This window comes from Rhodoferax sp. ZS1R8, assembly GCF_056521325.1.
In genome coordinates this window covers 145,839-168,569 of record NZ_JBWMBA010000002.1, presented here as the reverse complement: position 1 = coordinate 168,569, position 22,731 = coordinate 145,839, and the positions used below count along the sequence as shown (strand labels likewise).

Below are 22,731 nucleotides of genomic sequence, written 5' to 3'. Positions count from 1 at the left end.
GTTAGTGCAACTTAGTTACTGACCGAGGCGGAGCCGCGAGCCGAGGCATCACCCGACACCGATGCGTTGCGGTTGGAAGCCTGCACGGAACCCGAACCCGAGGCCTCTCCCTTGGCTGCGACCTGGGGTTTGCGGTTGGCGGCAGCGGTCGCGGTATTGGTCGCCGCTTGGGTAGAGGCATTGGCAGTGGCAGCTGCTGTGCCACTGGCTAGCGCGCCTACTCGAGCGCTATCGCTGCGTGCTGCAGTTATTTGCGTATCAGCGCTGGCTTCGCCAGATTGCTTGACGCGTACCAACTGGCCGACCGCCTGGCCTTGCGCGTCAGAGGCCATTTCGACCGCCATATTGCCGGTCGCACTGCCCCTGCGGGTCAAACGCTCGGCTTGGAGCGTGACGTCCTCACCGTTGGGAATGCCCACCCCCTGGGGGGCGGCGACAGGTGTGGAGGTTGCGAGACCAGCCTGGCCCACCGCCTGCGCACCCAGTTGGCCCGTTTGCTGCACAGCCCCAGCAGCACGTGCCGGGACAACCGCTTGCATGCGGCTCTGGGTGGCGGCCTGTGCTGCAGCGGCAGCCGCAGCATTTGCATTGACCGTGCCGGCCGACAGCGCGGCTGCGTTCAGATTGCCCGCGTTCATCGTCGCAGCGTTCACATTTGCCGCACTCAGCGCAGAAGGGTTCATCGTGGGCATGGGCGTGCCTACACCCAATCGGCCGGTCATACCGCCGACGGCACTACCGGTCATACCGCCGACGGCGCTACCCGTCAAACCGGTGGCGACTCCGCCTGCGCCGAGCAGGCCAGCATGGGCGGATACGGACAGAAACAGGGCCGACACAACGGTGGCGGCGAGCTTGCGGTTCACAGAAGAGAATTGACGTTTGAACATGGTGGATGCTCCTTTGACAATTTAGGGCCAGCCATTCCGGCCCCTACACCAAGTACAACGAAGTCCGCGAACGGTTCCTTCCATCGCCATATGTAAACAATTGCAACAGGGCAGCCTGTATGGCCCCTCGGCTCTAGCGCGCCCCTACCAGGCCATAGCCGTATACCGGGTCCCGCCCAGCGGCCCCCAGGTCCACGGCAGTGCCTGCCAGCGCCGCCAGCGCAGTCGAAGCTGCCTGTGGGTGGGGCATGCCCAGGCGTTGGGCCAACAGCCCCGCTACGCGCGGTGCCGCAAATGACGTGCCCCGCGCCAGCGCGTAGCCACCGCCCGGCTCGGCCACCGCCACCCTGGCCCCCAGCGCTGCAAACATTACGTGTGGACCTTGCGCTGCCTCGGGCAGGACTTTGTGATCAAGCGACACCGCGGTGACGCCCACGACCCCGCTGTAGGCAGCGGGGTACAAGGGTGGCGCGGCCGGGCCGTCATTTCCTACTGCGGCTACCAGCAAGAAGCCCTTGCGCACCAGTGATTCCACGGCACGCTCCAGCAGACGGTTGGGCGGGCCTACCAGACTGATGTTCACCACGGCAACCTTTTCGCGCGCCATCCAGGCCAGCGCAAGCGCTATGGATTCGGCCGCACCATCCTCGGGCTTGCCACAGTAAATGTCGGCAGCAAACAGCGTGCTTCCCCCTGCAGCTATCGCACCCGCCGGTTCGGTGCCAGTCAGCAACAAAGACGCTACCGCCGTGCCATGCGTGCTGGGATGCGGTATCTCCCCACACCCCCACAAATGCACGGTGGCACCGCGCAAAGCGGCATGCTGCCGGTCCACACCCCCGTCGACCAAGCCCACACGGCGTGACCCTGCAGCCGCAACACGCGGGACCGCCATACCACTGCCCGCCGCATCGCCGCTGCGCGTAAATACATGGTTAAAGTCGGCTTCAACGTCCGGTGCCAGCGCCCGCAGTTGCGCAAGGGCTTGGGCCGTGCCCACCCCGGCAGGGGGGCGCAGCACAACCTCGCGCAGATCCAGCTCGGGCAGGCTGTGTTCACGCAACACCACAAAACCCATGGCCAATGCAGACTTCAGCGCCTGCGTCTTCGGTGAGACCCACAGCAACTCCTGCCGGCGCACGGGCTCACCCTTGGGGTCCGACTCCAGCACAGCACTGTGCTGGATCAATAATTCCTGAACGTTCCTGGCCCGCAACTGTTGCAGTGGAACCAGCCCCCGCACGCTATCAGCTACCGTCAGATCGCCCGCCACCTCTGCAGCAGGCGTCACCACCGTAGACAGCGCGGACACGGCAGGCTGAACCGACGGCAAAAGGGGGGATTGGGCATTGGGAGAAACCGGCAGGACCTGCTGACCCAACGGGGCCGGGACCACGGTTCCCACTCCGGGTGGCACAGTCACCGGCTGGGGCAGGCTGGGCGGTGGTAGGCCGGTCAAAGGGGTGGGGCTGCGCAAGGCACCGGGCACTTGCGGAACCTGTGGCTGCGCGGCAGGCACCGTAGGCCTTACTGCTGGCGGCAAGCCCAGCTGGGCATGGGCAGGCAACACCAAGGACAGGCCCGTCAAGATGACAGCGGCTATGGCCCGCCCGGGAACACGCTGGTTGTAACGCATCATGGTTTGCATGCGATGATAACGAACCATCCATGGAAGAAAATCCCTAGCCCGCACGTTGTGTCAATTAGAGATGGCTGAATCCTCCTCAACGAACCTGCGCAATGAGATTGCCGCCCTGCTGCCGCGCTTGCGGCGGTTTGGCCGCACGCTGGCCCGCAACGCGGAGGATGCCGACGACATTGTGCAAATCGCAGTTGAGCGGGCCCTGACGCACACCGAACAGTGGCGAGAGGGCACGCGGCTGGACAGTTGGATGTTTCGAATCATGCAAAACGCCTGGATTGATGAGACCCGCGCCCGCGACCGGCGCAACCAGACCTTTGTGGAAGAAGAGGCCGGAGAAAACGTCGGCGCATCTACCAACGATGCGCAAATGGACGCCATTGCCGTGCGCAAGGCCGTGGCACAACTGGGGGATGACCAGCGCGCCGTGGTTGGCCTGGTACTGGTCGAAGGTTTTTCCTACCAAGAGGCCGCCGAGGTGCTGGCGATACCGGTGGGTACGCTAACCAGCCGGCTGGCGCGCGCACGCGAAACATTGCAAGCCCTGTTGGGTGGCGCACACGAAGGAGTACATCCATGAACACGGGCAACAACACACTGGCCGACGCAACCCTGATGGCCTTTGCAGACGGCGAACTGGATGCCGCGCAGCATACCCAGGTAGCAACTGCGCTGCAGGCCAACCCGGCACTGCGCCAGCGCGTGGACCAGATGCAGCAGCAACGCAAGCGCGTAAGCGCCGCCTTTGCCGCGGCGCTGAGCGAACCGGTACCCGATAGATTGACCCAACTGCTAAAGGCTGCACCACAAGGGGTTACGGCCGCTGACTCTGCGCCAGTGGTCGTGCAACTGGCCGATGCGCGGGCCAAGCGTGCGGGCGTCCGGACCATGCCAACCTGGGCACAACTGGGCGGCATGGCGGCCAGCGTAATGCTGGGCGTGCTGCTGGGCACGCGTTTCCTGGGCGCGGGTGTGGACCCGTCCGTGGGCGTGAACCAGGGTCAACTGGTGGCGGGTGGCGAAATCGAAAAGGCCCTGTCAAACCAATTGGCGAGTGAACCGGTGGCAGGGGATGGCGTGAAGGTGCAGCTAAGTTTTATGGACAAAGATGGCCACTATTGCCGCACCTTCAGCACCACTGCCATTGCGGGTCTGGCCTGCCAACAGGCAGGGCAATGGACCGTACAACAAGTCAATACCCTGGAGGTCCCATCTGGCGGGGCAGTCCGCCAAGCTTCGGCTTCGCTTCCGCCGGCACTGCTGGATGCGGTAGACAAGCGCGCCGAAGGCGGAACCTTGGACGTGGCGGCCGAGCGGCAGGCCCGGGCCAAAAACTGGCATAAATGACGCGGGGCTAATCTACTTTTACGCGATCACCCGACCGACGGCGTTGCGTGCGCCGCAACAGTGCGAGGAGCACAGCACCAGCACCCGATCCCACAAGCGACGGCGAATTGACGAGTACGCGCGTCACCTTGGCCAAAGCGGCGCCGCCCGTGTGCATGGCATTCTCAACCACAGCCACGGCCTCTGCTTTGGGTACTGCCTGTTGTCCATCTTCAACCAAGCCCTGTAGGGGAGCGGGCCCGGTCTCATACACTTTGTCGACCAGGCGGGCCAGCATTTGCTTTTGCGCATCGGGTGGGGACGATACGTAGACATCCTGCACCAATTCCTCCAGCGGAATCGGCGAAGTTGGCGGTGCGGTCGCCTTTCTACGTCTGTCTTGAAATACCAAAGGATGAACTCCCGGAGGGTAAAACCCCAGCATCGTCGCGACAGAGGCATCTAACGGTAAGCATTTGTGTCGGGAAGTGTCCATACCTGCCTGCTGAAACACCAGGCTACAACTAGATGACTAGTCGGTGCGCAGGGCATCCACCGGGTCCAGCCGTGCTGCACTGCGGGCTGGCAACACACCGGCGAGCAGCCCTATCACCACCGCTATGCACTCAGCCAGCACCACAAAACTCAGCGGCGTGTGCACTGGCAAGGCCGGCACGGCCAGGTGGATGATCTGGGCCAAACCAAAACCCAGCGCCAAACCCATGACGCCGCCAATGGCCGATAGCGTGACAGCCTCGCCGAGGAATAGGCCCAGTATCGTGCGGCGCGGTGCACCGAGTGCCACCATCAGACCGATCTCGCTGGTTCGCTCAGTTACGGCAATCGTCATGATGGTGACAATGCCGACGCCCCCAACCAGCAGCGAAATGCTGCCCAGGGCGCCTACAGCCATCGTCAAAATGTCCAGAATATTGGACAGCGTTCGCAACATGTCCTCCTGGGTCGTGATCGTGAAATCTTCCCGACCATGGCGTGCGCTGAGCGTGCTCTTGACCGCCGACACAATGCGCGCTGCGGGCACGCCCTCTTCGTACGCCAGGTCTATCTTCATCATGCCGTCGCGGTTGTACAGCTCCAGTGCACGCGCGGTGGGGATGTAGGCGGCATCATCCAAATCAACACCCAGAAACTGGCCCTTGGCCTCCAACACACCGATCACACGAAACTGCAGGTTGCCCACCCGCAGCCGGGCACCCAGCGGGTTGGTGGTGCCAAACAGCTCGGCTTTCAATTTGGAACCCAGCACGACAAACGCACGGGCGTTCTCCAGCGCTTCATCCGGCAGAAACTGGCCGGCCTTGACCTGGATACTGTAGACCTTGAGCATGTCGGCCCCGACACCATTGACCGTGGTGCGGCGTACGCGGCCGTTGGCACCCACCTCGGTATTGCCCCATACGGTCGCAGTCATGCCGATCACGTGTGGCAAGTTGCGCAATGCGCGTGCGTCGTCCAGCGTGAGCGGCCGTACCGAGCTGGGTATGCCGGTCGGTGCGGGGCCGGAGGTCTTGACCTTGCCGGGCGAGACGCTTGCGATGTTCGTGCCAAACTGCGTGAACTCCGCCAGCACAAAACGGTGTATGCCCTCGCCAATGGAGGTCAGCAGAATCACGGACGCAATGCCCACCGCTATGCCCAACAGCGTCAAGAAGCTCCGCAGGCGCTGCGCAACGATGGCCCGCAAGGCGAGGCGTACGGCGTCGATTGGCAGCATGCGCTAGCGTTTGGACAATGCCTGCACCGGATCGAGCTGCGCCGCACGCCGTGCCGGTAGCACCCCAAACAAAGTGCCGGTAACCAATGCCGTAGCCAGCCCCGCAAGCACGGCCCAGTCTGGCGGATAAGCCGGAAGGGTCGGATACAGATGGCGGATAAAAGCGGCTGCCAGTTGACCCAGCACATAGCCTGCGACCGCACCCGTCAACGACAGCATGCTTGCCTCTGCCAGAAACAGCAGGCGTATACGGCCACCGGTGGCGCCCAATGCTTTGAGCAGTCCGATCTCGGCCGTGCGCTGGGTGACCGACACCAGCATCACATTCATGACCAGTATCCCCGCCACCGCCAGGCTGATGGCGGCAATTCCAGCCACGCCCAAGGTTAGCGCGCCGAGCAGGCGGTCAAAGGTGGCCAACACCGCGTCTTGGGTGATGACGGTCACGTCGCGTTCGCCATCGTGGCGCTGCTGGATGATGTCGGCCACCTGCACCTTGGCGGCCTCGACGGATTCGCGGCCATGGGCTTCCACCAGAACCCGGAACAGCGTGTTGCTGTTGAACATGGCTTGCGCCATCGACACTGGTACGAACACCAGCTCATCCGTGTTCATGCCCAGGCCCTGGCCACTGCTGCCCAACACGCCCACGATACGAAAGCGCCGGTCACCTATGCGTACCAGTTGACCCAGCGACGGCCCGCTGCCAAAAATTTCGTCACGCACCTTGGCTCCAATCACCGCCTCGCTGGCACCGCGGCGCCAATCGCCGGCGGCAAGAAATCGGCCCTGGGCCAGCGCCAGCTGGCGCACCTGCGCATATTGCGACACTGTGCCGGCGACCAAAACCTCGCGCAGCTTGCCGCCGGCGCTGATCTCCGACGTACCCACGGCCAGTGGTGCGACGCGGTTGACGGCGCTGGCACGCTGCAGGGCTTGCGCATCGTCGATAGTCAGATCCCGCGTGGTGTTGGTGATGGCGTTGCCCGGGCTGAAGCCTCCGGTCTGCGAGCGCCCCGGCAACACAATGACCAGGTTGCTGCCCAGCGCGGAAAACTCGGACATCACATAACGCCGGGCACCATCGCCCAGCGCAGTAAGCACCACGACGGCCGCCACGCCAATAGCCATCGCCAACACCAGCAAGGACGCGCGCAGGGCATTGCCCGTGGCGGCATCGCGCGCGAATCGGATCAGGTCGGCACTGCGCATGGCGGTTGAAGTGGCGTGGTTGCTGCAAGGTCACGGCGCAGATCCTGCTGCAGTACGCCGTCTTCCATGCGCAGCTGCCGGTGGGCGCGGGCGCCCAATGCGGCGTCGTGCGTGACCAGGACCAACGTCACACCCTGGGCGTTGAGTCCTTCCAGCAGGCGCATCACCTCTTCGCCGGTGGCACGGTCCAGGTTGCCGGTGGGCTCGTCGGCCAAAATCATCGCCGGCTGCATGATGGTGGCGCGGGCAATGGCCACGCGCTGGCGTTGGCCGCCCGAGAGCTCGTCGGGCCGGTGGCCGGCACGGTTCTCCAGGCCGTAGTCCTTCAGCGCCCGCTGCACCCGCTCGCTGCGCTGCGCGGGTTGCAGGCCGGCCAGCACCATCGGCAGCGCAATGTTTTCGGCGGCGGTCAGGCGCGGCACGAGGTGAAAGCTCTGGAATACAAATCCGATGCGCTGGCTGCGCACACGCGCCTGCTCGTCGGGCGACAGCGTCGTCACGTCGCGGCCTTCGAGGCGGTAGACACCCGTGTTGGGGCGGTCCAGCAGGCCCAGCAGATTCAACAGCGTCGATTTGCCCGAACCCGATGGCCCCATGACTGCCACATATTCGCCGGCATTGATCGACAAATCCAGATTGCGCAGCGCGTGCACCTCCGAGTCACCCAGGTGGAAGACCCGCTCGATGCCGGCGAGCTCGATCTGCGGCGTGGTCATTTTGCCTTCCGACGGGCCGTTTTCAGGAGGGAGAGCATCCCCTCGGGGGACAGTGAACGAACGTGAGCGTGGGGGCTCATCTTTTGCTCTTTTCGTCGACGATGAAATGCGCGCCAGGCTTTACACCTTCGCGCTCCAGCGAGGTCACCACCTTGTCGCCGGCGGCAAGGCCGTCCAGCACCTCGGTGAATTCCCAGTTGGCCAGGCCAGTCTTGAGCACGCGCTCCTGCAGGGTGCCATCCGCACCGGCCACCAGCACACGCCCGCCTTCATGCAAGGCCGAGGTCGGGACGCGCACCACCTTTTCTCGCAAGGCCAGCACTACTTCCACATCGGCGCTGTAGCCCACCAGCAGGCGCGGCGCTGCTTTGTCGGCTTGTGTGTCCAGCGTCGCTTCAATATCGACAGTGCGGGCCTGCTTCTCCACGGCCGATACAAAGGGCGCCACGCGCTTGACCTTGCCGGGGAAAGACTGCTTGGGCAGCGCATCGAAGCTGATGCGCACCGTCTGCCCGGCGCTGATCTTGGGCGCATCCACCTCGTCCATAGGGGCGCGCACGTAAAGGCAGGTGTCGTCAATCAGGTCTATGGCCGGCGGCGTAGGCACACCGGGCGGGGACGGCGTGGAGTATTCACCGACCTCACCCACGATCTTGGCCACGGTGCCAGCGAAAGGCGCGTACAGCACGGTGCGGTTTTGCTCGACGCGCGTAGCAGTAACGCGTGCCTGCGTCTGCGCCACGTCGGCTTTGGCCGCGTCACAACCGGCGCGGCGCGCCTGGGCTTCGGCGCGGGCCTGCTCGTCACGCGAGCCGGATACAAAGCCCTGCTTGAACAAGGCTGTCTGGCGCTCGGCCTCGCGCTCGGCATTGGCCGCCACCGTGCAGGCCTCCGCCACCCGCTTGCGCGCGGTTTCCACCTGGGCCAGAGCCAAGCTGCTTTGCGCCTGCTGGTCGTCGTTCCACAACTTCATCAGCAGCTGGCCCTTTTTGACCTTGTCGCCTTCCCTGACGGCCAGCACCTCAATACGCCCACCCACCGTGGCCGAGAGTTTGGTACGCATACAAGCCTCCACGGTGCCCGCCCGGGTGTTGGCAATGCTGGATTCGACGCGGCCCTGGTCAATCACGGCCACCAGCACGGCAACCGGTTTTGGGCGCTTGGCCCACCACACGGCTAGGCCCAGCAAACCGATGACCAGCAGTACAAGCAGAAGGCGGCGAATCAGTGTGGAGGACATAGTCTTGCGATTTCCGGAAGGGGACAGTCTCGGAAAGCGCTATAAATTCAGTAGCTGCTTACGCACGTTCCACGAGGGCTAGAGCCTGATTTCACCAATAGGGTTTACATCAGGCTGATGGTCTTGTCCAGTGCGATGGCGGCCTCCAGCGCGTCCAGCAAGGCCTTGCGCACCTTGCGCTTGGTGTTGGCGTGGGCTGTCATGTTGAGCTTCTTCATCTGCTGCGCCACTTCAACGGCCGCACTGAGTAATTGCTCAGGCGCCACCACCTGGTCCAGAAACCCTGCGGCCATCGCACCCTGGGGCGTGAACATTTCGGCGTTGATGACCGAGCGCTGGAAGGCCGGTGTGGTCAGCCGGTCGCGCGCAATGGCGATGCCTACGTGGTGCATGGTCATGCCGATCTTGACCTCGTTGAGGCCGATGCTGAACGGCCCCTCGACGCCAATGCGGTAGTCAGCCGATAACAGCACAAAGGCGCCCTTGGCGACGGCATGGCCCGGGCAGGCCACGATGATCGGTTGCGGGTGGGCCAACATGCGCCGGGCCAGTGTGGACCCAGCGGCCACAAGATCGATGGCGGCCTGCGGACCGGCTGTCATGACCTTGAGGTCGTAGCCACCGCTGAGAATGCCGGGCTGACCGGTTACGATGACCACCGCGCCCGCGGCTTCCGCCTGGTCTAGCCCGTGATTAAAGCTGGCAATCAGCTCATGGGAAAAGGCGTTGACCTTGCCGTTGTTCAGGGTCAATGTGGCAATGCCATCTTCCAGGCTGTAGGCGACGAGTTCGGTCATGGTGTGTGGGTCCGCATAAAGAACAAAAAGCCAGTCTAACCGCTGCGACCGCTCTAGCCCAGTGCCCGGCGTATAGCGCCCAGCGCCGCAGCCAGCCGCTGTTCGGGCTGGCCGGCGATGCGCACATGGGGCCAACCGCCATCGGCCAATGCCTGCTCGATGCGCGCATGCACCGTAGCGCGCGCGGCGGTGCCATCGCGCTGCAGCCCGTCCGCCACCCAGGGAATGTCCGGCTCCAGCAGCAGTGTCAGCGCATAGCGGGCGTGCAGGTCGCGGGCCATGGGGTATAGCGTGGTGTCGCCAAACACGTAGTCGCTGTAGACGGCGGTCAGCAGTGGCGCGGTGTCGCACACCACCACGCGTATCCGCCGCGCACGGGCGCTTACCAGCGCGGCATCTTCGTGGCGCACCTGCTCGTGCAGGACGCGCAATTGCTCGTCGCGCTGCGGTGTACGGCCGCGGTGATCGGTAAAGCTGCGCAAGTACTCCGGCACCCACAGCCCGCCCATACGCTGCGCGAGAGCCTGGGCGAGCGTAGTCTTACCAGTGCATTCGGCTCCGATCAGACAGATGAGGCGGGGCTCCATGGCAACCGCTGCCCGTGATCAGAATTCGATGGTGACTCGGGCCCGCACCGTGCGTGGCGTGGAGGGGAACACATAGGTACCACCCCAGTACTGCGTGGGCGCTTCGCGCCAGTAGTTGCGGTCGGTCAGGTTTTCCACATTGAGACTCCACTGCGTGGACTTGCCCAGCATACGGTTCTGGTAGCGCACGCCCGCATCCATCTGCCAGGCGGTTGGCAGACCGACAGCGGCGTTGGCCGTGACTGTCTTACCACTCTCATGGGTCAGCAGGGTGCTAAGCGACAGGCCGGGCAGCGACACAAGCTTGTAATCGGCAAACAGCGATGCCTTGGTCTTGGGCACATTGGTAACCTGCTGGCCCACCAGTGCGGGGTCCAGGGCGTCTGTGTATTTGGCATCCAGCACCATCAGACTGGCCTGTACCGAGAGTTGCTTGCCGACTTGGCCAACAGCCATCAATTCCAGGCCACTGTGCCGCGCGGTCTTGCCGCCAACGACGCGCAGCGGTTTGCCGCTGGCCGTGGGCTGGTCATCGGCATAGGGCTTGCTAATGTTGAAGGCCGCGGCCGACACCAGCAAGCGCGGATGCGCTTGCCATTTCAGACCCAGCTCGGTCTGCTGGCTCTTGAGCGCGGGCAATACCTCGCCGGCATTGACAAATTTGCTGGCGCGGTTGGGCACGGCTTCCAACTCGGTGCCCTCGCCCCACGATGCGTACAACATGGTGCTGGCTGCTGGAGACCACGACAGGCCGGCCCACGGGGTGGTCACGGTTTGGTCGATGGCAATGGCACGCGAACCATCGCTGCGCTCGCTGTTGCGGTTCAGGCGCGACATGCGAAAGCCGACAAAGCTGCGCACACTGCGGCCGAGGTCGCTGGCTATCGACAGATAGGCATCCACCGCGCGTTCGCGGCTGTTGGTGTTGAGGTCACCAGCCGCGCCATCTGCTGGCAGAGCGATGGGGCGATCGATGTTGGTCGTGCCGACAAAGTTGTAGGCCTGCTTGGGCGCCATATCGGTGCGCGCGCTGCGGCCACTCAGACCCAGGTTCAGGTGGTGCAGCACGCCTCCGCTGAGCAGCTTGCCGCGCATGCTCGCATCCCAGGCCCAGGTGCTGCGTTCTTCGTTTTCGCTGCGGTAATCGTAGATGTCTACATCGCCATTGCCACACAGTCCCGGATAGAGTTCTTTGGGGCCTGTGCTGCAGCCATCGGGAAATGCCAGCCGGTCCTGCACCACGGTGCGCTGGGTGCTCAGGCCCAGATGGGTTGTCCAGTGCGGGTTGAACTGGTGGTCGATGGCGATCTGGGCATGGGTGCTGGTGGCCTCGAAAGGTTGCGACCAAGTCTGATTGTTGAGGTTCAGGCGGGAATAGTTGGGGGCGGGCAGCGTGTCGGCCACGCCATCGCCATTGGTGTCCAGCAGGCCCAGGCCCGGCACAGACGGTTGCTTCTTGTGGTGGAACTCCAGGTCGACAGAGACCTTGGTATCGCGCGACGAGTGACCGGACAACGCCAGGCTGGCAAATTCGCGCTTGCCGTCTGCGCGGTCAAACACCGTGCGCAGGTCCTCGGCTGCCAAATTCAAGCGCACGCCCACTGGACCCCATGCGGTGTTGCTGTCCAGATGCACTTTGCTGCCACCATTGCTGTCGCCGCCAATCGATGCTGTGGTGAAGTTGCCCGGCTGCGGGGTCTTGGTCACAAAGTTGACGAGGCCACCGGGCGCCGATACGCCCGCCTGCAAACCGGCCACACCCTTCAACACTTCGATGCGCTCCTTGTTTTCAAGGGCAACGGGGGCGTAGTTGGAGAATGGCAGGCCGTTGCGCAAATAGTTGTTTTTCGGGTCCAGCAAAAAGCCACGTATGGACATGCCTTCGACGTAGCCGGTGGTGTTGTAGCTGTCGGACAGCGAGGCGTCGAGCTTGATGGCTTGCGACAGGCTGCTGGCGGCCGTGGCGGCCAGCAGGTCGGCGCCCAGCACACTGATGCTCTGCGGCGTCTGGGCCAGCGGCAGGCCCAGGCCGCCCACATCGGCACGGTCTACATCCAGCACGGGTGCGGCCTTGCTGCTGACAGTGACGCCCTGCAGGCTTTGCGTTGCAGCTTGCTGGGCCCACACGGGCGCCGCCAATACGACAAGCATTGCGGCGGCGCAGGGGGACAGTTTGAGGTTCAGACGGGGGGCCATCGCATATCCTTTTTCGACGGCAGGGCGCACGGACAGGCCAACACGTTCTGTGTACAGAACAACGGCCTTTACACCACGCTTCCCTGCGCAAGTATTACCTTGATCAAGTTCCAGGGTGTTATCTCAGCCGGCCGCTTTGCGACGACCAGCACCCCTAGCGTTTACAGGCTGGCAGTAGCTGCCGACCCGGTCTCTCATTGTAATGGGGGGCTCAGGTGCGGTCGATCTTCCACTCCAGCGCAACCGATGTCGTGGTCTTGACCACGCCGTCGAAGTTGCCGACCTCATCGAGCAGCGTATTCATGCGCAGTGCGGACTCGGCGCGCAGCAACACAACGTAATCAAATTCACCGCTGACGGCGCACAGCTGGCGCACCTCGGGCATGCGGGATATCTGGCGCACGACCTCGCGGCCGGCCTTGGGTTGCACAGTGACGCCTACAAAGGCCTGCAGACCCGCATCGCGCACATCTTGGCCCAGGCGCACGGTGTAGCCGGCAATCACCCCCTCGCGCTCCAAGCGACCCAGGCGGGCCAGCACCGTGGTGCGCGCCGTGCCCAGTTGGCGTGCCAGGTCGGCGGTGGAGGCGCGGGCATTGGCTTGCAGCAGAGCCAGCAGGTCGCGGTCCAGCTGGTCGCGCAAGGCGCGCTCTGGTATGGCGGGGGTGGTGGGTCTGTGGATGTTAGACGCTCGCGGTGTCACAGCACGGGTACTCATAGCTTGCCTTTGGTCTTTATGACCGGATATTACGACGAATCGTCTGCTTAATCCACCATTACGACACTTCGTCCATTTAGTTCGTCCGAACCTGGACCTAGACTTGTTGCATTCAAACTTATTACCAGGAGATTGCCATGCGTGTTGTTCTGATGGGTGCGGGCCATATTGGCCAAACAATAGCGACGTTGTTGTCCGGCTCAGGCGACTACCAGGTCAAGGTCGTGGACCGCAGCGAAGAGGCTCTCAAGAAGCTGCGTCATCTACCATTGGAAGTGGCGCAGATCGACACCTCAGACGCCAGCGCACTGCGCGCCGCGCTAAAGGGCTATGACGCCGTTGTCAACGCCCTGCCCTACCACTTGGCCACCATGGCCGCCACCCAGGCACTGGAAGCCGGCTGCCACTACTTTGACCTGACCGAAGACGTGGCCGCCACACGCGAGATCATGCGCATGGCCGAAGGTGCCAAGACCGCCTTCATGCCCCAGTGCGGCCTGGCGCCCGGCTTCATTGGCATCGTGGCCCACCACCTCAGCAAGAAGTTCAGCAAGCTGCACGAAGTGAAAATGCGCGTAGGTGCGCTACCCGCCTTCCCAACCAATTCGCTGAAGTACAACCTGACCTGGAGCGTGGACGGCCTGATCAACGAATACTGCCACCCGTGCGAAGCGATCCGCGATGGCGAGATCATCGAAGTGCTGCCGCTGGAAGGCATGGAGCACTTTTCGCTGGACGGCACCGAGTACGAGGCCTTCAACACCTCGGGCGGTCTGGGCACGCTGTGCGAGACACTGAAAGGCAAGGTTGCCACGCTGGACTACAAGACCGTGCGCTACCCCGGCCACTGCGACATCATGAAGATGCTGCTGCAAGAGTTGGGTATGAAGTCGGACCAGGAGACGTTGAAGGACATTCTGCGCCGCTCCATCCCGCTGACCATGCAAGACGTGGTGCTGGTTTTTGTGACCGTCAGCGGCGAGCGCGATGGGCACCTGGTACAGGAAGTATTTGCCCGCAAGATCTTTGCCGACCGCGACGAAAAGGCCCCGCTGAGCGCCATCCAGATCACCACAGCCGCCGGCATTTGCGCGGCGGTGGATCTGTTCCGTGAGGGCAAGCTGCCGCAGTCGGGTTTCATCCGCCAGGAACAGGTAGAGTTGCCAGCTTTCCTGGCCAACCGCTTTGGCAAGGCGTACCAACAATCGCGCCAGGTCGAGTCCATCGGTTAAGCAAGCACCTCTCACCGAATACGGAGATCCTATGTCTACCTCTACAGACAGCATCCAAACCCTGCTTACGCGCCTGGGCGTGACCGCCAGCGCCTACACCGGCGGAACCCTGCCATCCCGCTCGCCGATTGACGGCGCGTCCTTGGGCCAGGTGCACGAAACCACTTTGACTGAAGTAGCAACCGTCATAACCCGCGCCCATGCTGCACAACAAACCTGGCGCACGGTGCCCGCACCGCAACGCGGCGAGCTGGTACGTTTGCTCGGCGAAGAGCTACGCGAACACAAGCAGGCCTTGGGCACGCTGGTGTCCCTGGAGGCCGGCAAGGTCTTGTCCGAGGGCCTGGGCGAGGTGCAGGAAATGATCGACATCTGCGACTTTGCCGTGGGCTTGTCACGCCAGTTGTACGGCCTGACGATTGCGTCCGAGCGCCCCGGCCACCGCATGATGGAAACCTGGCATCCACTGGGTGTGGTTGGTGTCATCACCGCCTTCAACTTCCCAGTGGCCGTGTGGGCATGGAATGCAGCCTTGGCACTGGTCTGCGGCGACACCGTGGTGTGGAAGCCGTCGGAAAAAACACCGCTGTGTGCCCTGGGCGTGCAAGCCGTGTTTGATCGCGCTTGCGCGCGCTTTGGCGCCGACCGGACGGCCAACCTGTCCCAATTGGTCATGGGCCGCGCCGACGTGGGCCAAGCTCTGGTGGACGATGTCAAGGTGGCGTTGGTATCCGCTACCGGTAGCACCCGCATGGGTCAGGCCGTGGGTCCGCGCGTGGCAGCCCGATTTGGCCGCAGCTTGCTGGAACTGGGCGGCAACAACGCCATCATCGTGGCGCCATCCGCCGACCTGGACATGGCCGTGCGCGCCGTGGCCTTTGCCGCAGCCGGTACTGCGGGCCAGCGCTGCACGACGGCCCGCCGCCTGATCGTCCACAAATCCATCCATGCCGATTTGGTGGCCCGTCTGACCCGCGCGTTTGCCAGCTTCAAGATTGGCTCACCGCTGGAAGACGGTACGCTGGTCGGCCCTCTGATTGATGGCGCTGCATTCGACGCGATGCAATCGGCACTGGAACAGGCCAAGGCCCAGGGCGGCACAATCTCCGGTGGCGAACGCGCGCTGCAGGACCGCTTCCCCAATGCCTTCTACGTGCGCCCGGCGCTGGTGCAAATGCCTGCACAAACCGCAGTCGTACGGCACGAGACCTTTGTACCCATCCTGTATGTGTTGCAGTACGGCGAGCTGTCTGAAGCCATCGCATTGAACAACGACGTGCCACAGGGCCTGTCGTCGTCGATCTTCACGACCGACGTGCGCGAGGCGGAGCAGTTTATGTCCGCCGCCGGTTCGGACTGTGGCATTGCCAACGTGAACATCGGCACATCCGGTGCAGAAATTGGTGGCGCGTTTGGTGGCGAGAAGCAGACTGGCGGCGGGCGTGAATCCGGCTCAGATGCCTGGAAGGCCTATATGCGCCGTGCGACGAACACGGTCAACTACTCCAGGGAGCTGCCGCTGGCCCAGGGCGTGCGTTTTGATCTGAACTGACGGTATGCTTGAAGCCTTCAATACGACAAGGGTCTGTATGTTGCGCTTCAAGTCACAATCCCTCTTCTGTGCCGCTGCGCTGGTGACTCTGACGGGCTATGCAGCGCAGCAGCCGCTCTCCAGCCAGGCCGACATCATCAAGAATTCGGCGCCCAGCGACTGGCGCCGGCTGGACCCTGAGAAAACCGTGGTCATGGAGATCCATGGCCAGGCTGTGGTTATGGAGCTGGCACCGCGCTTTGCTCCCAAACATGCAGCCAATATCCGCACGTTGACCCGTGAGGGGTACTACACTGGTTCCGCCGTGGTGCGCGTGCAGGACAACTACGTAACGCAATGGGCCGACCCCGCGGATGAGGAAAAAGAGAAGGACAAACTTAAACCGCTGGGTACGGCACTGGCCAACCTGCCAGCCGAGTTTTCGATTCCGTTCAAGGGTTTGCCCATTACCAAATTCACCGATCCCGATGGTTGGGCCCCGGTGAGCGGTTTTGTCGATGGTATGCCGGTAGCCGCCAATCCGGCCAAGAACCAGGCATGGCTGGTTCACTGCTACGGCATGGTGGGAGCAGCGCGCGGCACCAAGCCCGATAGCAGCAACGGTACTAGCCTATACGCCATCAATGGCCAGGCACCCAGGGCGTTGGATCTCAACATCACGGTGGTCGGGCGCATAGTGAAAGGCATGAACGTGTTGTCGTCCATGCCGCGTGGCCCTGGCCCGATGGGCTTTTACGACAAGCCCGAGGCTTACACCCCTATTACCCGCGCGCGCATGCTGGCCGATATTCCGGCCAGCGAGCAGCCAAACATCGAAATCATGCGCACCGACACGGCCACCTGGCGCAACCTGGTGGAGGCCAGCCGCCATGCCATTGGTGGCTGGGCGGTGCGCAGTGCGCTGCACAGCAATATCTGCAACCGCAGCGTACCCACGCGTCCCATCCCCTAGGAACAATCCCACCATGACCGCATCCGCACTGGCGCCGTTAAACGCCACCTTCAAACGCCTGCACCATTTCGGCCATCTGGCTTCTATAGCCGGCTGGGACCAAGCCGCAATGATGCCCAGCAAGGGCAACGAAGCCCGCGCCGCAGCCATGGCCGAGCTGCAAGTGCTGATGCACCAGACGCTGACAGACCCTGCACTCAAAGACCAATTCGACGCAGCGCAGAACGCCAACTTGCCGGAGGCTGACCAGGCTAGTCTCAACGAGATGCGCCGAGAGTGGGCCCTGGTCAACCGCCTGCCGCAGGATTTGGTCGAAGCCCAAAGCCTGGCTGGCGCCCGTTGCGAACACGCTTGGCGCACGCAGCGCAAGGCCAACGACTGGCAAGGCTTTTTGGGCAACTTCCGCGAGGTGGTCAACCTGGCTCGCAAGGAAGCGAAATTTTTGGCCGATGCCACCGGTAGCACACCCTACGAGGCCCTGATGGACAAGTTCGAACCCGGCATGTCCGAGAGCGCCATCAGCAAACTATTTGGTGAGGTCAAAACCTGGCTCCCGGATCTGATCGACAAGGTGATTGCCAAGCAACAATCCGAAGAGGTGGTGCAGGCCATGGGGCCTTTCCCTATCGACAAACAGCGCGCGCTGGGCGTGGAAGTGATGGGCCTGTTGGGATTTGACTTTGAGGGCGGCCGGCTCGACATCTCAACCCATCCGTTTTGTGGTGGCGTGCCGCAAGACGTGCGCATCACCACGCGCTACAACGAGGCCGCGTTCGCGCCCAGCCTGATGGGCATCATCCATGAGACCGGCCATGCCCGCTACGAGCAGCGCCTGCCACGGGACACAGTACATCTGCCGATAGGTCGTGCCCGCTCTATGGGCATACACGAGAGCCAGAGCTTGTCGTTCGAGATGCAACTGGCCCGCAGCCCGGCGTTTCTGCAATTGATCGCGCCGCTGGTCAAGAAGCACCTGGGAGACCAGCCGGCCTTCGAGGCCGACAACCTGGCCCGCATGATCACCCGCGTCAAGCGCGGCTTCATCCGCGTGGATGCGGACGAACTGACCTACCCGGCCCATGTGATTTTGCGCTTTGAGATCGAGCGCGCGCTGATTGCCGGTGAGATCGAGGCAGATGACATCCCGGCACTGTGGACCACCAAGATGCAGGAGTACCTGGGTGTGGATGTGGCTGGCAACTTCGACCAAGGCTGCCTGCAGGACATCCACTGGCCATCGGGCATGTTTGGCTACTTCCCGAGCTACACCTTGGGCGCAATCTACGCAGCGCAATATTTCGCAACCATTCGCAGGTCGCACCCGGATATGGATGCCAGCATTGCCAGTGGTGACCTGTCACCGGTAATGGACTGGCTAGACACAAACATCTGGAGTCAAGCCAGCCGTTGGTCTACCGATGCGCTGGTGACCCGGGCTACCGGTGAGCCACTGAACGCCCTCCACTTCCGCAGGCATTTGGAAGCGCGTTATCTCGGCAACTGAGCGGGGCGGTAGTCGCGAAGCAGACGCAAAAAAGCCCCGCGAATGCGGGGCAGGCCAATCAACGCAGTGTTTAAGCTGCTGTGGAAGTCTTGCGATTCTTACGACGTGCTATCGCGCCCACCAAGCCCAGGCCGGCCAGCAACATGGCATACGTTTCGGGTTCGGGAACTGCGCTCACGGCGGAATCCACACCGGAGAGGTGCACGCTGTAGTGTGTGCCCATGTTGGCGTGGTTGGCGGGCTGGTTCCACTGTGACAGTGGGATGGCGGTCTGGCTGTCAAATGTAAAGCCTTGCGCCAGGGTTGTGCCACGGGCCCAGTTGTTGAAAGTAGCGATTGTGAACAGGTAGTTGCCGGCACCCAGTGTGGCGAACGTCAGGCCGGAGTCAAAACGCGTTTGTCCAGGCGCAATATTGGAGCGGTCATCGTTTTGGCCCAACAGGTTCCAGCCGGCATTGTTCTGCGACCACACCGCAGTGATGGGGTCAAAGTTAGCACCGTTCTGGAAGGAATCGGTCCAAACCCTTACATCCGTTGCGTCCGTCAGCAGCGAAAAGCCGATCTGGATGACATCCTTATGGGTGGCGATATCACCAGAGAAATTAAATTGCGCTGCTTGCGCACCGGCGGCGGCGGTCATCAACAGAGCCAGTGCAAGAGGTTTGAGTTTCATACTGAAATTTTTATTTCTGAGAAATGGAGTGAGTGCCTGCTCCCCCAGAGCAAGGCTTGATTGGACCCTTGTGCTACGCATGCCAGACAAAGATCGCGTTTGAGTGTAGGCGGGTGTCGGTTAAAGTACCAATAGTCCAATCGGACTAATTTCTACACAGGCGCTAGGTACAGTTACAAAAGATACTGAATCGTCGCGCAAAGCTGCATGCTATTGAAAAGAGAGCGACTGTCATGCACAATCGAACGGTTACAAACACGGGATGAACAAAATGAAGGCTTTAATTTGCTTGGGACTGGCTTCTGCTTTGCTGGCAGGCTGTGGCGGAGGCGGGGACAACAAAACCAACGACTGCACATTGGGCGTCAATTCCTGCAATGTTCCTCCGGTAGCTAACGCAGGTGCCCCGCAAAACGTTCTGATCGGCTCCACCGTGACCCTGGATGGCAGTGGCACGTCGGATGCCAACAAGGATCCGATCAGCTACACATGGTCCATTTTGCAGCGGCCCTCGGGCAGCACCGCAACCCTGGTCTCGGCCTCCGGGGTCAAGACCAGCTTTGTCCCTGAGGTAGCAGGTGTGTACGTTGTGACGCTGATGGCGAGCGACGGAAAGAGCAACAGTGCGGTCGCCACAACCACCGTGACTGCAAGCCCCACCAACCTGACGATCAACTCTACGTCGTATGCCGATGGTGGAACGATACCGCTGCGTATCGCGAGCACAACAGTCGGTGGCAACAATCTTACGCCGCAGTTGAACATTTCTGACATTCCAACCGCGACCAAGCGGTTTGCTATTGTTATGGATGATGAAACTGCACCATGTCAGGTTGGCATCAGTGCTTGCCGCCATTGGAGCGTATTCAACCTACCGGTGGCCAAGACTGCCATCGCTGAAGGCGAAAACCTGTTGCTGCAAAGCGGAGTCGTATACGGTAGCAACTACACCATCGGACCTGGTGGCGTTGCTGGCATCGGGTACGCCGGTCCTGCTACTTCAGGACACACTTACAAATTGACTGTTTACGCGTTGACGGACAACGTCACTTGGGTCACTGCAGTGCCTGAGTACAGCCGTGCCAAGTTTGAACTGGACTTCAAGGCCTTCATCATCGGCAAGGCGACTTTGACTGGCGTCTTCCCCTGAAACAACGCCTGAGCCCAGCAAGGTCCTAGAGACCTTTGCTGGGCGTCTTCTTCGTTGCCACCGTTGGTGGCAAATCCTTGGCCATTAGTTCACGCGCTTGCACCACCAGCTTGTTGTGGGCGTCTAAAAAAGCGGCGGCGATAACCTTGCCCTCGTTGGTATTACTCCAACCCATACCGCCCGCCCCACCCATTCCACCGAAGGCCAGTCCGCCTAGTCCCAAGTCGGTGGTGCGTGCAGAGCCGGTTGCGGCGGCAACCTGCTCCGTGGTTTCGTTGTCGGTCAGCAGCAGCGCTACTTGGGCTTCCTTGAATTTGATCTGCTCCACAACGCCGATCAGCGCACCCAGATCACGCACAACGGGAATGTGGGCCAGCACGCCGCCCAGGCTACGCCCGGCGTCTTGCTCGCTGAAGGTCAGGTTGGGGATTAGCGTGTACTGCGCCTCATAGCCCTTGCCTTTTTCCACGGTATTGCCTTGCTTGCGCAGGATGCCGCTTTCCTTCAGTTGCTGCTCTTGGATGGTACCGTGCAGTCCCGCGGACCGATCCACGACACGGAAGCAACCGCTTTGCTGCGCCAGCAGGCGCACCAGGGGTACGGGTGAACTGGGCAAGTTGTAGCTGCTGCTCATGACATATCCGTTTGGATTTTCCGCGAGTGCCAACGTGGCGACCGGCGCATCGCACTTCACCAGCGATTTGTTCTCGCCTTTGGCGCCCGCTGGTCCGGCCGACCCGGTCACTTCGGAGCTACCACCACCCAGCTCTGTCCCCTTCTTGCCACAGCCAGACAGCGTGGCGATGCTGCACAGCAGCACAGTGGCTATGACCGGGCCGCGGGGGAAAGAACGAATACCTGAACGCGAAAAACCAAATGGGGACATGGACTGCTTCCTTGAAAATGCGGGCGAATGGTAACCCAGTGCACGCCATGCGCGAACAGGAGAAAGCAGCCGTAAAACCCCTCTTCGCAATTGCCGGCCGCCATGCTATCGTGGTTGCTCAATTCCCAAAAGGCTTTGGCCATGAAACATCTCAGCGGCGTGGATTCTGCATTTCTCCACCTCGAATCGCCTGAAATGCCGATGCATATCGGCTCCCTCAACGTTCTGGACCTGCCCGAGGGCTATAGCGGTGACTTCTTCGAGGACACCAAGAGCTACATCCAGCAGCGCTTGCACTTGGCCGAAGTTTTCACCCGCAAGCTTGCGCTGATGCCACTGGACCTGTCCAACCCGGTATGGGTGGAGGACGAGGATATCGACCTGGATTACCACATACGCCATGTCACTCTGCCCAAACCCGGCAGCAACCGGCAATTGCAACAATATGTAGCCCGCCTGCATTCCAGCCTGCTCGACCGCAGCCGCCCACTGTGGGAATTCTTTGTCATTGATGGCCTGAAGAGCGGTCAGGTGGCGCTGTACAGCAAGCTGCACCATGCCGGTATTGACGGACAGGCCGGTGTGGCCGTGGCGCAGGCCATGTTTGATCTGGCTGCCACTGGGCGGGCCATCAAGCCGCCCCGCCCCCGCGCGCGGCGCAACCAATACCAGCTGGGTATTGCCGAGCTGCTGGGCGCTGCCGCCCGCAACACGGTCAACCAATCGGTGGGACTGATCAAGTCACTGCCGCTGATTGCCAAATCTGCCAAAAGCGTGCTGATCCCGGCCAAGGACGCAAGCGGCAAGCGCGACTGGTCGTTGCCTAAGGATTTCACGCTGTTTGCGCCCCGCACCTCACTGAACGTGGCCATCACCAACCAGCGTACCTTCGCCGGGCGCACTGTGCCGCTGGCCGAGGTCAAGCTGATCGCCAAGCTGCTGGGCGTGTCGCTGAACGACGTGGTCATGGCGACCACTGCCGGCGCCCTGCGCAGCTACTTGCAGGACAACAACGAGTTGCCCGACAAGCCGCTGACCGCTGCCGTGCCCGTCAGCCTGCGGGCCGAGGGCGACACCACATCCAACAACCAGGTCAGCATGGTCACGATGGGCCTGGCCACCGATATCAAGGACCCGTTGGCCCGGCTGCGCAAGATCCATGAACTGTCGGCCAGCACCAAGGCCAAGATGAGCCGCTTCAAGGCCGCCATCCCCACTGACTTTCCGCTGCCCGCCGCGCCTTGGTTAATGTCAGCTGTGGCCTCGCTGTTCAGCCGCTCGCGCCTGGCCAATGTGATGCCGCCGCTGGCCAATCTGGTGATCTCCAACGTGGCGGGTATTCCGGTACAGCTGTATTTTGCGGGCGCCAAGGTGGTCAGTTACTACCCCGTTTCCATTCCGGCGCACAGCATGGCGCTGAATGTGACCGTGCAAAGCTACAACGGGCGCCTCGACTACGGCCTGATCGCCTGCCGCCGCGCCGTACCCGATGTCAATGACCTTGCCGATGGCTTGCTGGCAGAACACCGCGCGCTGCTGGAACTGGCACGGGCCCAACTGGCCGATCCGGTCGAAGCCCTGCTGAACCCGGCCAAAGCCAAATCCGACAAGCCAACGGCGCTATTGCACAACACCCCACCAAGCCCAACACCAAAGGCGGCCGCCGACAAAAGCCCAGTCGCGCGCAAACGCAGCAGGCGGGTCGCAGTAGCGGCCTGACCAC

At 62.3% G+C, this 22,731-nt stretch carries 21 protein-coding genes and 1 riboswitch; of the genes, 8 read left to right on the top strand and 13 right to left on the bottom strand.

Going from position 1 to position 22,731, the window contains the following annotated elements; translation table 11 throughout:
- Positions 1-11: 11 nt before the first annotated feature.
- Positions 12-890: a hypothetical protein gene (locus tag AC097P_RS06805; RefSeq protein ID WP_479609637.1), complete on the bottom strand. Its 879-nt coding sequence runs from the start codon at positions 888-890 to the stop codon at positions 12-14.
- Positions 891-1,023: 133 nt separating this feature from the next.
- On the bottom strand, positions 1,024-2,529 hold the full coding sequence (locus tag AC097P_RS06800) for a S8 family serine peptidase (RefSeq protein ID WP_479609636.1): 1,506 nt from the start codon (positions 2,527-2,529) through the stop codon (positions 1,024-1,026).
- Positions 2,530-2,599: 70 nt separating this feature from the next.
- On the opposite strand from AC097P_RS06800, the gene AC097P_RS06795 reads away from it, so the two are divergent.
- A complete protein-coding gene (locus tag AC097P_RS06795) occupies positions 2,600-3,112 on the top strand; it encodes a sigma-70 family RNA polymerase sigma factor (protein WP_479609635.1) in 513 nt (170 codons plus the stop codon).
- Positions 3,109-3,879, top strand: coding sequence for an anti-sigma factor family protein (locus AC097P_RS06790; protein ID WP_479609634.1), 771 nt, complete (start codon positions 3,109-3,111; stop codon positions 3,877-3,879). Before AC097P_RS06795 ends, AC097P_RS06790 begins: the two co-directional genes overlap by 4 nt.
- A gap of 7 nt (positions 3,880-3,886) precedes the next feature.
- Here the strand turns inward: AC097P_RS06790 and AC097P_RS06785 are convergent, their stop codons facing one another.
- The 9 genes from AC097P_RS06785 to AC097P_RS06745 all read right to left on the bottom strand — a co-directional run bounded on the left by AC097P_RS06785 (position 3,887) and on the right by AC097P_RS06745 (position 13,059).
- Positions 3,887-4,270, bottom strand: coding sequence for a hypothetical protein (locus AC097P_RS06785; RefSeq protein WP_479609633.1), 384 nt, complete (start codon positions 4,268-4,270; stop codon positions 3,887-3,889).
- A gap of 120 nt (positions 4,271-4,390) precedes the next feature.
- Positions 4,391-5,593 (bottom strand): ABC transporter permease, encoded by a 1,203-nt coding sequence (locus AC097P_RS06780; RefSeq protein WP_479609632.1) that lies wholly within the window; start codon positions 5,591-5,593, stop codon positions 4,391-4,393.
- Between the two features lie 3 nt (positions 5,594-5,596).
- Positions 5,597-6,805: an ABC transporter permease gene (locus AC097P_RS06775; protein WP_479609631.1), complete on the bottom strand. Its 1,209-nt coding sequence runs from the start codon at positions 6,803-6,805 to the stop codon at positions 5,597-5,599.
- Entirely contained in the window at positions 6,787-7,521 is a 735-nt protein-coding gene (locus tag AC097P_RS06770) for an ABC transporter ATP-binding protein (RefSeq protein ID WP_479609630.1), read from the bottom strand. Before AC097P_RS06770 ends, AC097P_RS06775 begins: the two co-directional genes overlap by 19 nt.
- A 76-nt stretch (positions 7,522-7,597) precedes the next feature.
- Complete coding sequence (locus AC097P_RS06765; protein WP_479609629.1) at positions 7,598-8,761, bottom strand: efflux RND transporter periplasmic adaptor subunit; 1,164 nt, start codon at positions 8,759-8,761, stop codon at positions 7,598-7,600.
- Positions 8,762-8,865: 104 nt separating this feature from the next.
- Complete coding sequence (locus tag AC097P_RS06760; RefSeq protein ID WP_479609628.1) at positions 8,866-9,558, bottom strand: crotonase/enoyl-CoA hydratase family protein; 693 nt, start codon at positions 9,556-9,558, stop codon at positions 8,866-8,868.
- A gap of 53 nt (positions 9,559-9,611) precedes the next feature.
- Positions 9,612-10,145 (bottom strand): AAA family ATPase, encoded by a 534-nt coding sequence (locus tag AC097P_RS06755; protein ID WP_479609627.1) that lies wholly within the window; start codon positions 10,143-10,145, stop codon positions 9,612-9,614.
- Between the two features lie 18 nt (positions 10,146-10,163).
- Positions 10,164-12,341 (bottom strand): TonB-dependent siderophore receptor, encoded by a 2,178-nt coding sequence (locus tag AC097P_RS06750; protein WP_479609626.1) that lies wholly within the window; start codon positions 12,339-12,341, stop codon positions 10,164-10,166.
- A 63-nt stretch (positions 12,342-12,404) separates the two neighbouring features.
- A riboswitch (TPP riboswitch) is annotated at positions 12,405-12,507 on the bottom strand.
- Between the two features lie 45 nt (positions 12,508-12,552).
- On the bottom strand, positions 12,553-13,059 hold the full coding sequence (locus AC097P_RS06745) for an Lrp/AsnC family transcriptional regulator (protein WP_479609625.1): 507 nt from the start codon (positions 13,057-13,059) through the stop codon (positions 12,553-12,555).
- 137 nt (positions 13,060-13,196) lie between these two features.
- Between AC097P_RS06745 and AC097P_RS06740 the strand changes: the two genes are divergently transcribed.
- The 4 genes from AC097P_RS06740 to AC097P_RS06725 are packed head-to-tail and all read left to right on the top strand — an operon-like array spanning position 13,197 to position 18,299.
- Entirely contained in the window at positions 13,197-14,291 is a 1,095-nt protein-coding gene (locus AC097P_RS06740) for a saccharopine dehydrogenase family protein (protein WP_479609624.1), read from the top strand.
- 31 nt (positions 14,292-14,322) lie between these two features.
- Positions 14,323-15,843, top strand: coding sequence for an L-piperidine-6-carboxylate dehydrogenase (amaB, locus tag AC097P_RS06735; RefSeq protein WP_479609623.1), 1,521 nt, complete (start codon positions 14,323-14,325; stop codon positions 15,841-15,843).
- A 4-nt stretch (positions 15,844-15,847) separates the two neighbouring features.
- A complete protein-coding gene (locus tag AC097P_RS06730; protein ID WP_479609622.1) occupies positions 15,848-16,795 on the top strand; it encodes a peptidylprolyl isomerase in 948 nt (315 codons plus the stop codon).
- 13 nt (positions 16,796-16,808) lie between these two features.
- Positions 16,809-18,299: a carboxypeptidase M32 gene (locus AC097P_RS06725; RefSeq protein ID WP_479609621.1), complete on the top strand. Its 1,491-nt coding sequence runs from the start codon at positions 16,809-16,811 to the stop codon at positions 18,297-18,299.
- A 70-nt stretch (positions 18,300-18,369) separates the two neighbouring features.
- Here AC097P_RS06725 and AC097P_RS06720 read toward each other — a convergent pair whose 3' ends face one another.
- Positions 18,370-18,972, bottom strand: coding sequence for a DVUA0089 family protein (locus tag AC097P_RS06720; RefSeq protein WP_479609620.1), 603 nt, complete (start codon positions 18,970-18,972; stop codon positions 18,370-18,372).
- A 271-nt stretch (positions 18,973-19,243) separates the two neighbouring features.
- Between AC097P_RS06720 and AC097P_RS06715 the strand changes: the two genes are divergently transcribed.
- Positions 19,244-20,122 carry a YbhB/YbcL family Raf kinase inhibitor-like protein gene (locus AC097P_RS06715; protein WP_479609619.1) on the top strand — a complete coding sequence of 293 codons (879 nt, stop codon included), beginning with the start codon at positions 19,244-19,246 and terminating at the stop codon, positions 20,120-20,122.
- Between the two features lie 25 nt (positions 20,123-20,147).
- Here the strand turns inward: AC097P_RS06715 and AC097P_RS06710 are convergent, their stop codons facing one another.
- Positions 20,148-21,008 carry a CsgG/HfaB family protein gene (locus AC097P_RS06710; protein ID WP_479609618.1) on the bottom strand — a complete coding sequence of 287 codons (861 nt, stop codon included), beginning with the start codon at positions 21,006-21,008 and terminating at the stop codon, positions 20,148-20,150.
- 141 nt (positions 21,009-21,149) lie between these two features.
- On the opposite strand from AC097P_RS06710, the gene AC097P_RS06705 reads away from it, so the two are divergent.
- A complete protein-coding gene (locus AC097P_RS06705; RefSeq protein WP_479609617.1) occupies positions 21,150-22,727 on the top strand; it encodes a WS/DGAT/MGAT family O-acyltransferase in 1,578 nt (525 codons plus the stop codon).
- Positions 22,728-22,731: the final 4 nt, after the last annotated feature.

Bases quoted from the DNA above. Each gene is read 5' to 3' on its own strand.
- AC097P_RS06805 (WP_479609637.1), bottom strand. From the start codon at position 890: ATGTTCAAACGTCAATTCTCTTCTGTGAACCGCAAGCTCGCCGCCACC.
- AC097P_RS06800 (WP_479609636.1), bottom strand. From the start codon at position 2,529: ATGATGCGTTACAACCAGCGTGTTCCCGGGCGGGCCATAGCCGCTGTC.
- AC097P_RS06795 (WP_479609635.1), top strand. From the start codon at position 2,600: ATGGCTGAATCCTCCTCAACGAACCTGCGCAATGAGATTGCCGCCCTG.
- AC097P_RS06790 (WP_479609634.1), top strand. From the start codon at position 3,109: ATGAACACGGGCAACAACACACTGGCCGACGCAACCCTGATGGCCTTT.
- AC097P_RS06780 (WP_479609632.1), bottom strand. From the start codon at position 5,593: ATGCTGCCAATCGACGCCGTACGCCTCGCCTTGCGGGCCATCGTTGCG.
- AC097P_RS06775 (WP_479609631.1), bottom strand. From the start codon at position 6,805: ATGCGCAGTGCCGACCTGATCCGATTCGCGCGCGATGCCGCCACGGGC.
- AC097P_RS06770 (WP_479609630.1), bottom strand. From the start codon at position 7,521: ATGACCACGCCGCAGATCGAGCTCGCCGGCATCGAGCGGGTCTTCCAC.
- AC097P_RS06765 (WP_479609629.1), bottom strand. From the start codon at position 8,761: ATGTCCTCCACACTGATTCGCCGCCTTCTGCTTGTACTGCTGGTCATC.
- AC097P_RS06760 (WP_479609628.1), bottom strand. From the start codon at position 9,558: ATGACCGAACTCGTCGCCTACAGCCTGGAAGATGGCATTGCCACATTG.
- AC097P_RS06755 (WP_479609627.1), bottom strand. From the start codon at position 10,145: ATGGAGCCCCGCCTCATCTGTCTGATCGGAGCCGAATGCACTGGTAAG.
- AC097P_RS06750 (WP_479609626.1), bottom strand. From the start codon at position 12,341: ATGGCCCCCCGTCTGAACCTCAAACTGTCCCCCTGCGCCGCCGCAATG.
- AC097P_RS06745 (WP_479609625.1), bottom strand. From the start codon at position 13,059: ATGAGTACCCGTGCTGTGACACCGCGAGCGTCTAACATCCACAGACCC.
- AC097P_RS06740 (WP_479609624.1), top strand. From the start codon at position 13,197: ATGCGTGTTGTTCTGATGGGTGCGGGCCATATTGGCCAAACAATAGCG.
- amaB (WP_479609623.1), top strand. From the start codon at position 14,323: ATGTCTACCTCTACAGACAGCATCCAAACCCTGCTTACGCGCCTGGGC.
- AC097P_RS06730 (WP_479609622.1), top strand. From the start codon at position 15,848: ATGCTTGAAGCCTTCAATACGACAAGGGTCTGTATGTTGCGCTTCAAG.
- AC097P_RS06725 (WP_479609621.1), top strand. From the start codon at position 16,809: ATGACCGCATCCGCACTGGCGCCGTTAAACGCCACCTTCAAACGCCTG.
- AC097P_RS06720 (WP_479609620.1), bottom strand. From the start codon at position 18,972: ATGAAACTCAAACCTCTTGCACTGGCTCTGTTGATGACCGCCGCCGCC.
- AC097P_RS06715 (WP_479609619.1), top strand. From the start codon at position 19,244: ATGAAGGCTTTAATTTGCTTGGGACTGGCTTCTGCTTTGCTGGCAGGC.
- AC097P_RS06710 (WP_479609618.1), bottom strand. From the start codon at position 21,008: ATGTCCCCATTTGGTTTTTCGCGTTCAGGTATTCGTTCTTTCCCCCGC.
- AC097P_RS06705 (WP_479609617.1), top strand. From the start codon at position 21,150: ATGAAACATCTCAGCGGCGTGGATTCTGCATTTCTCCACCTCGAATCG.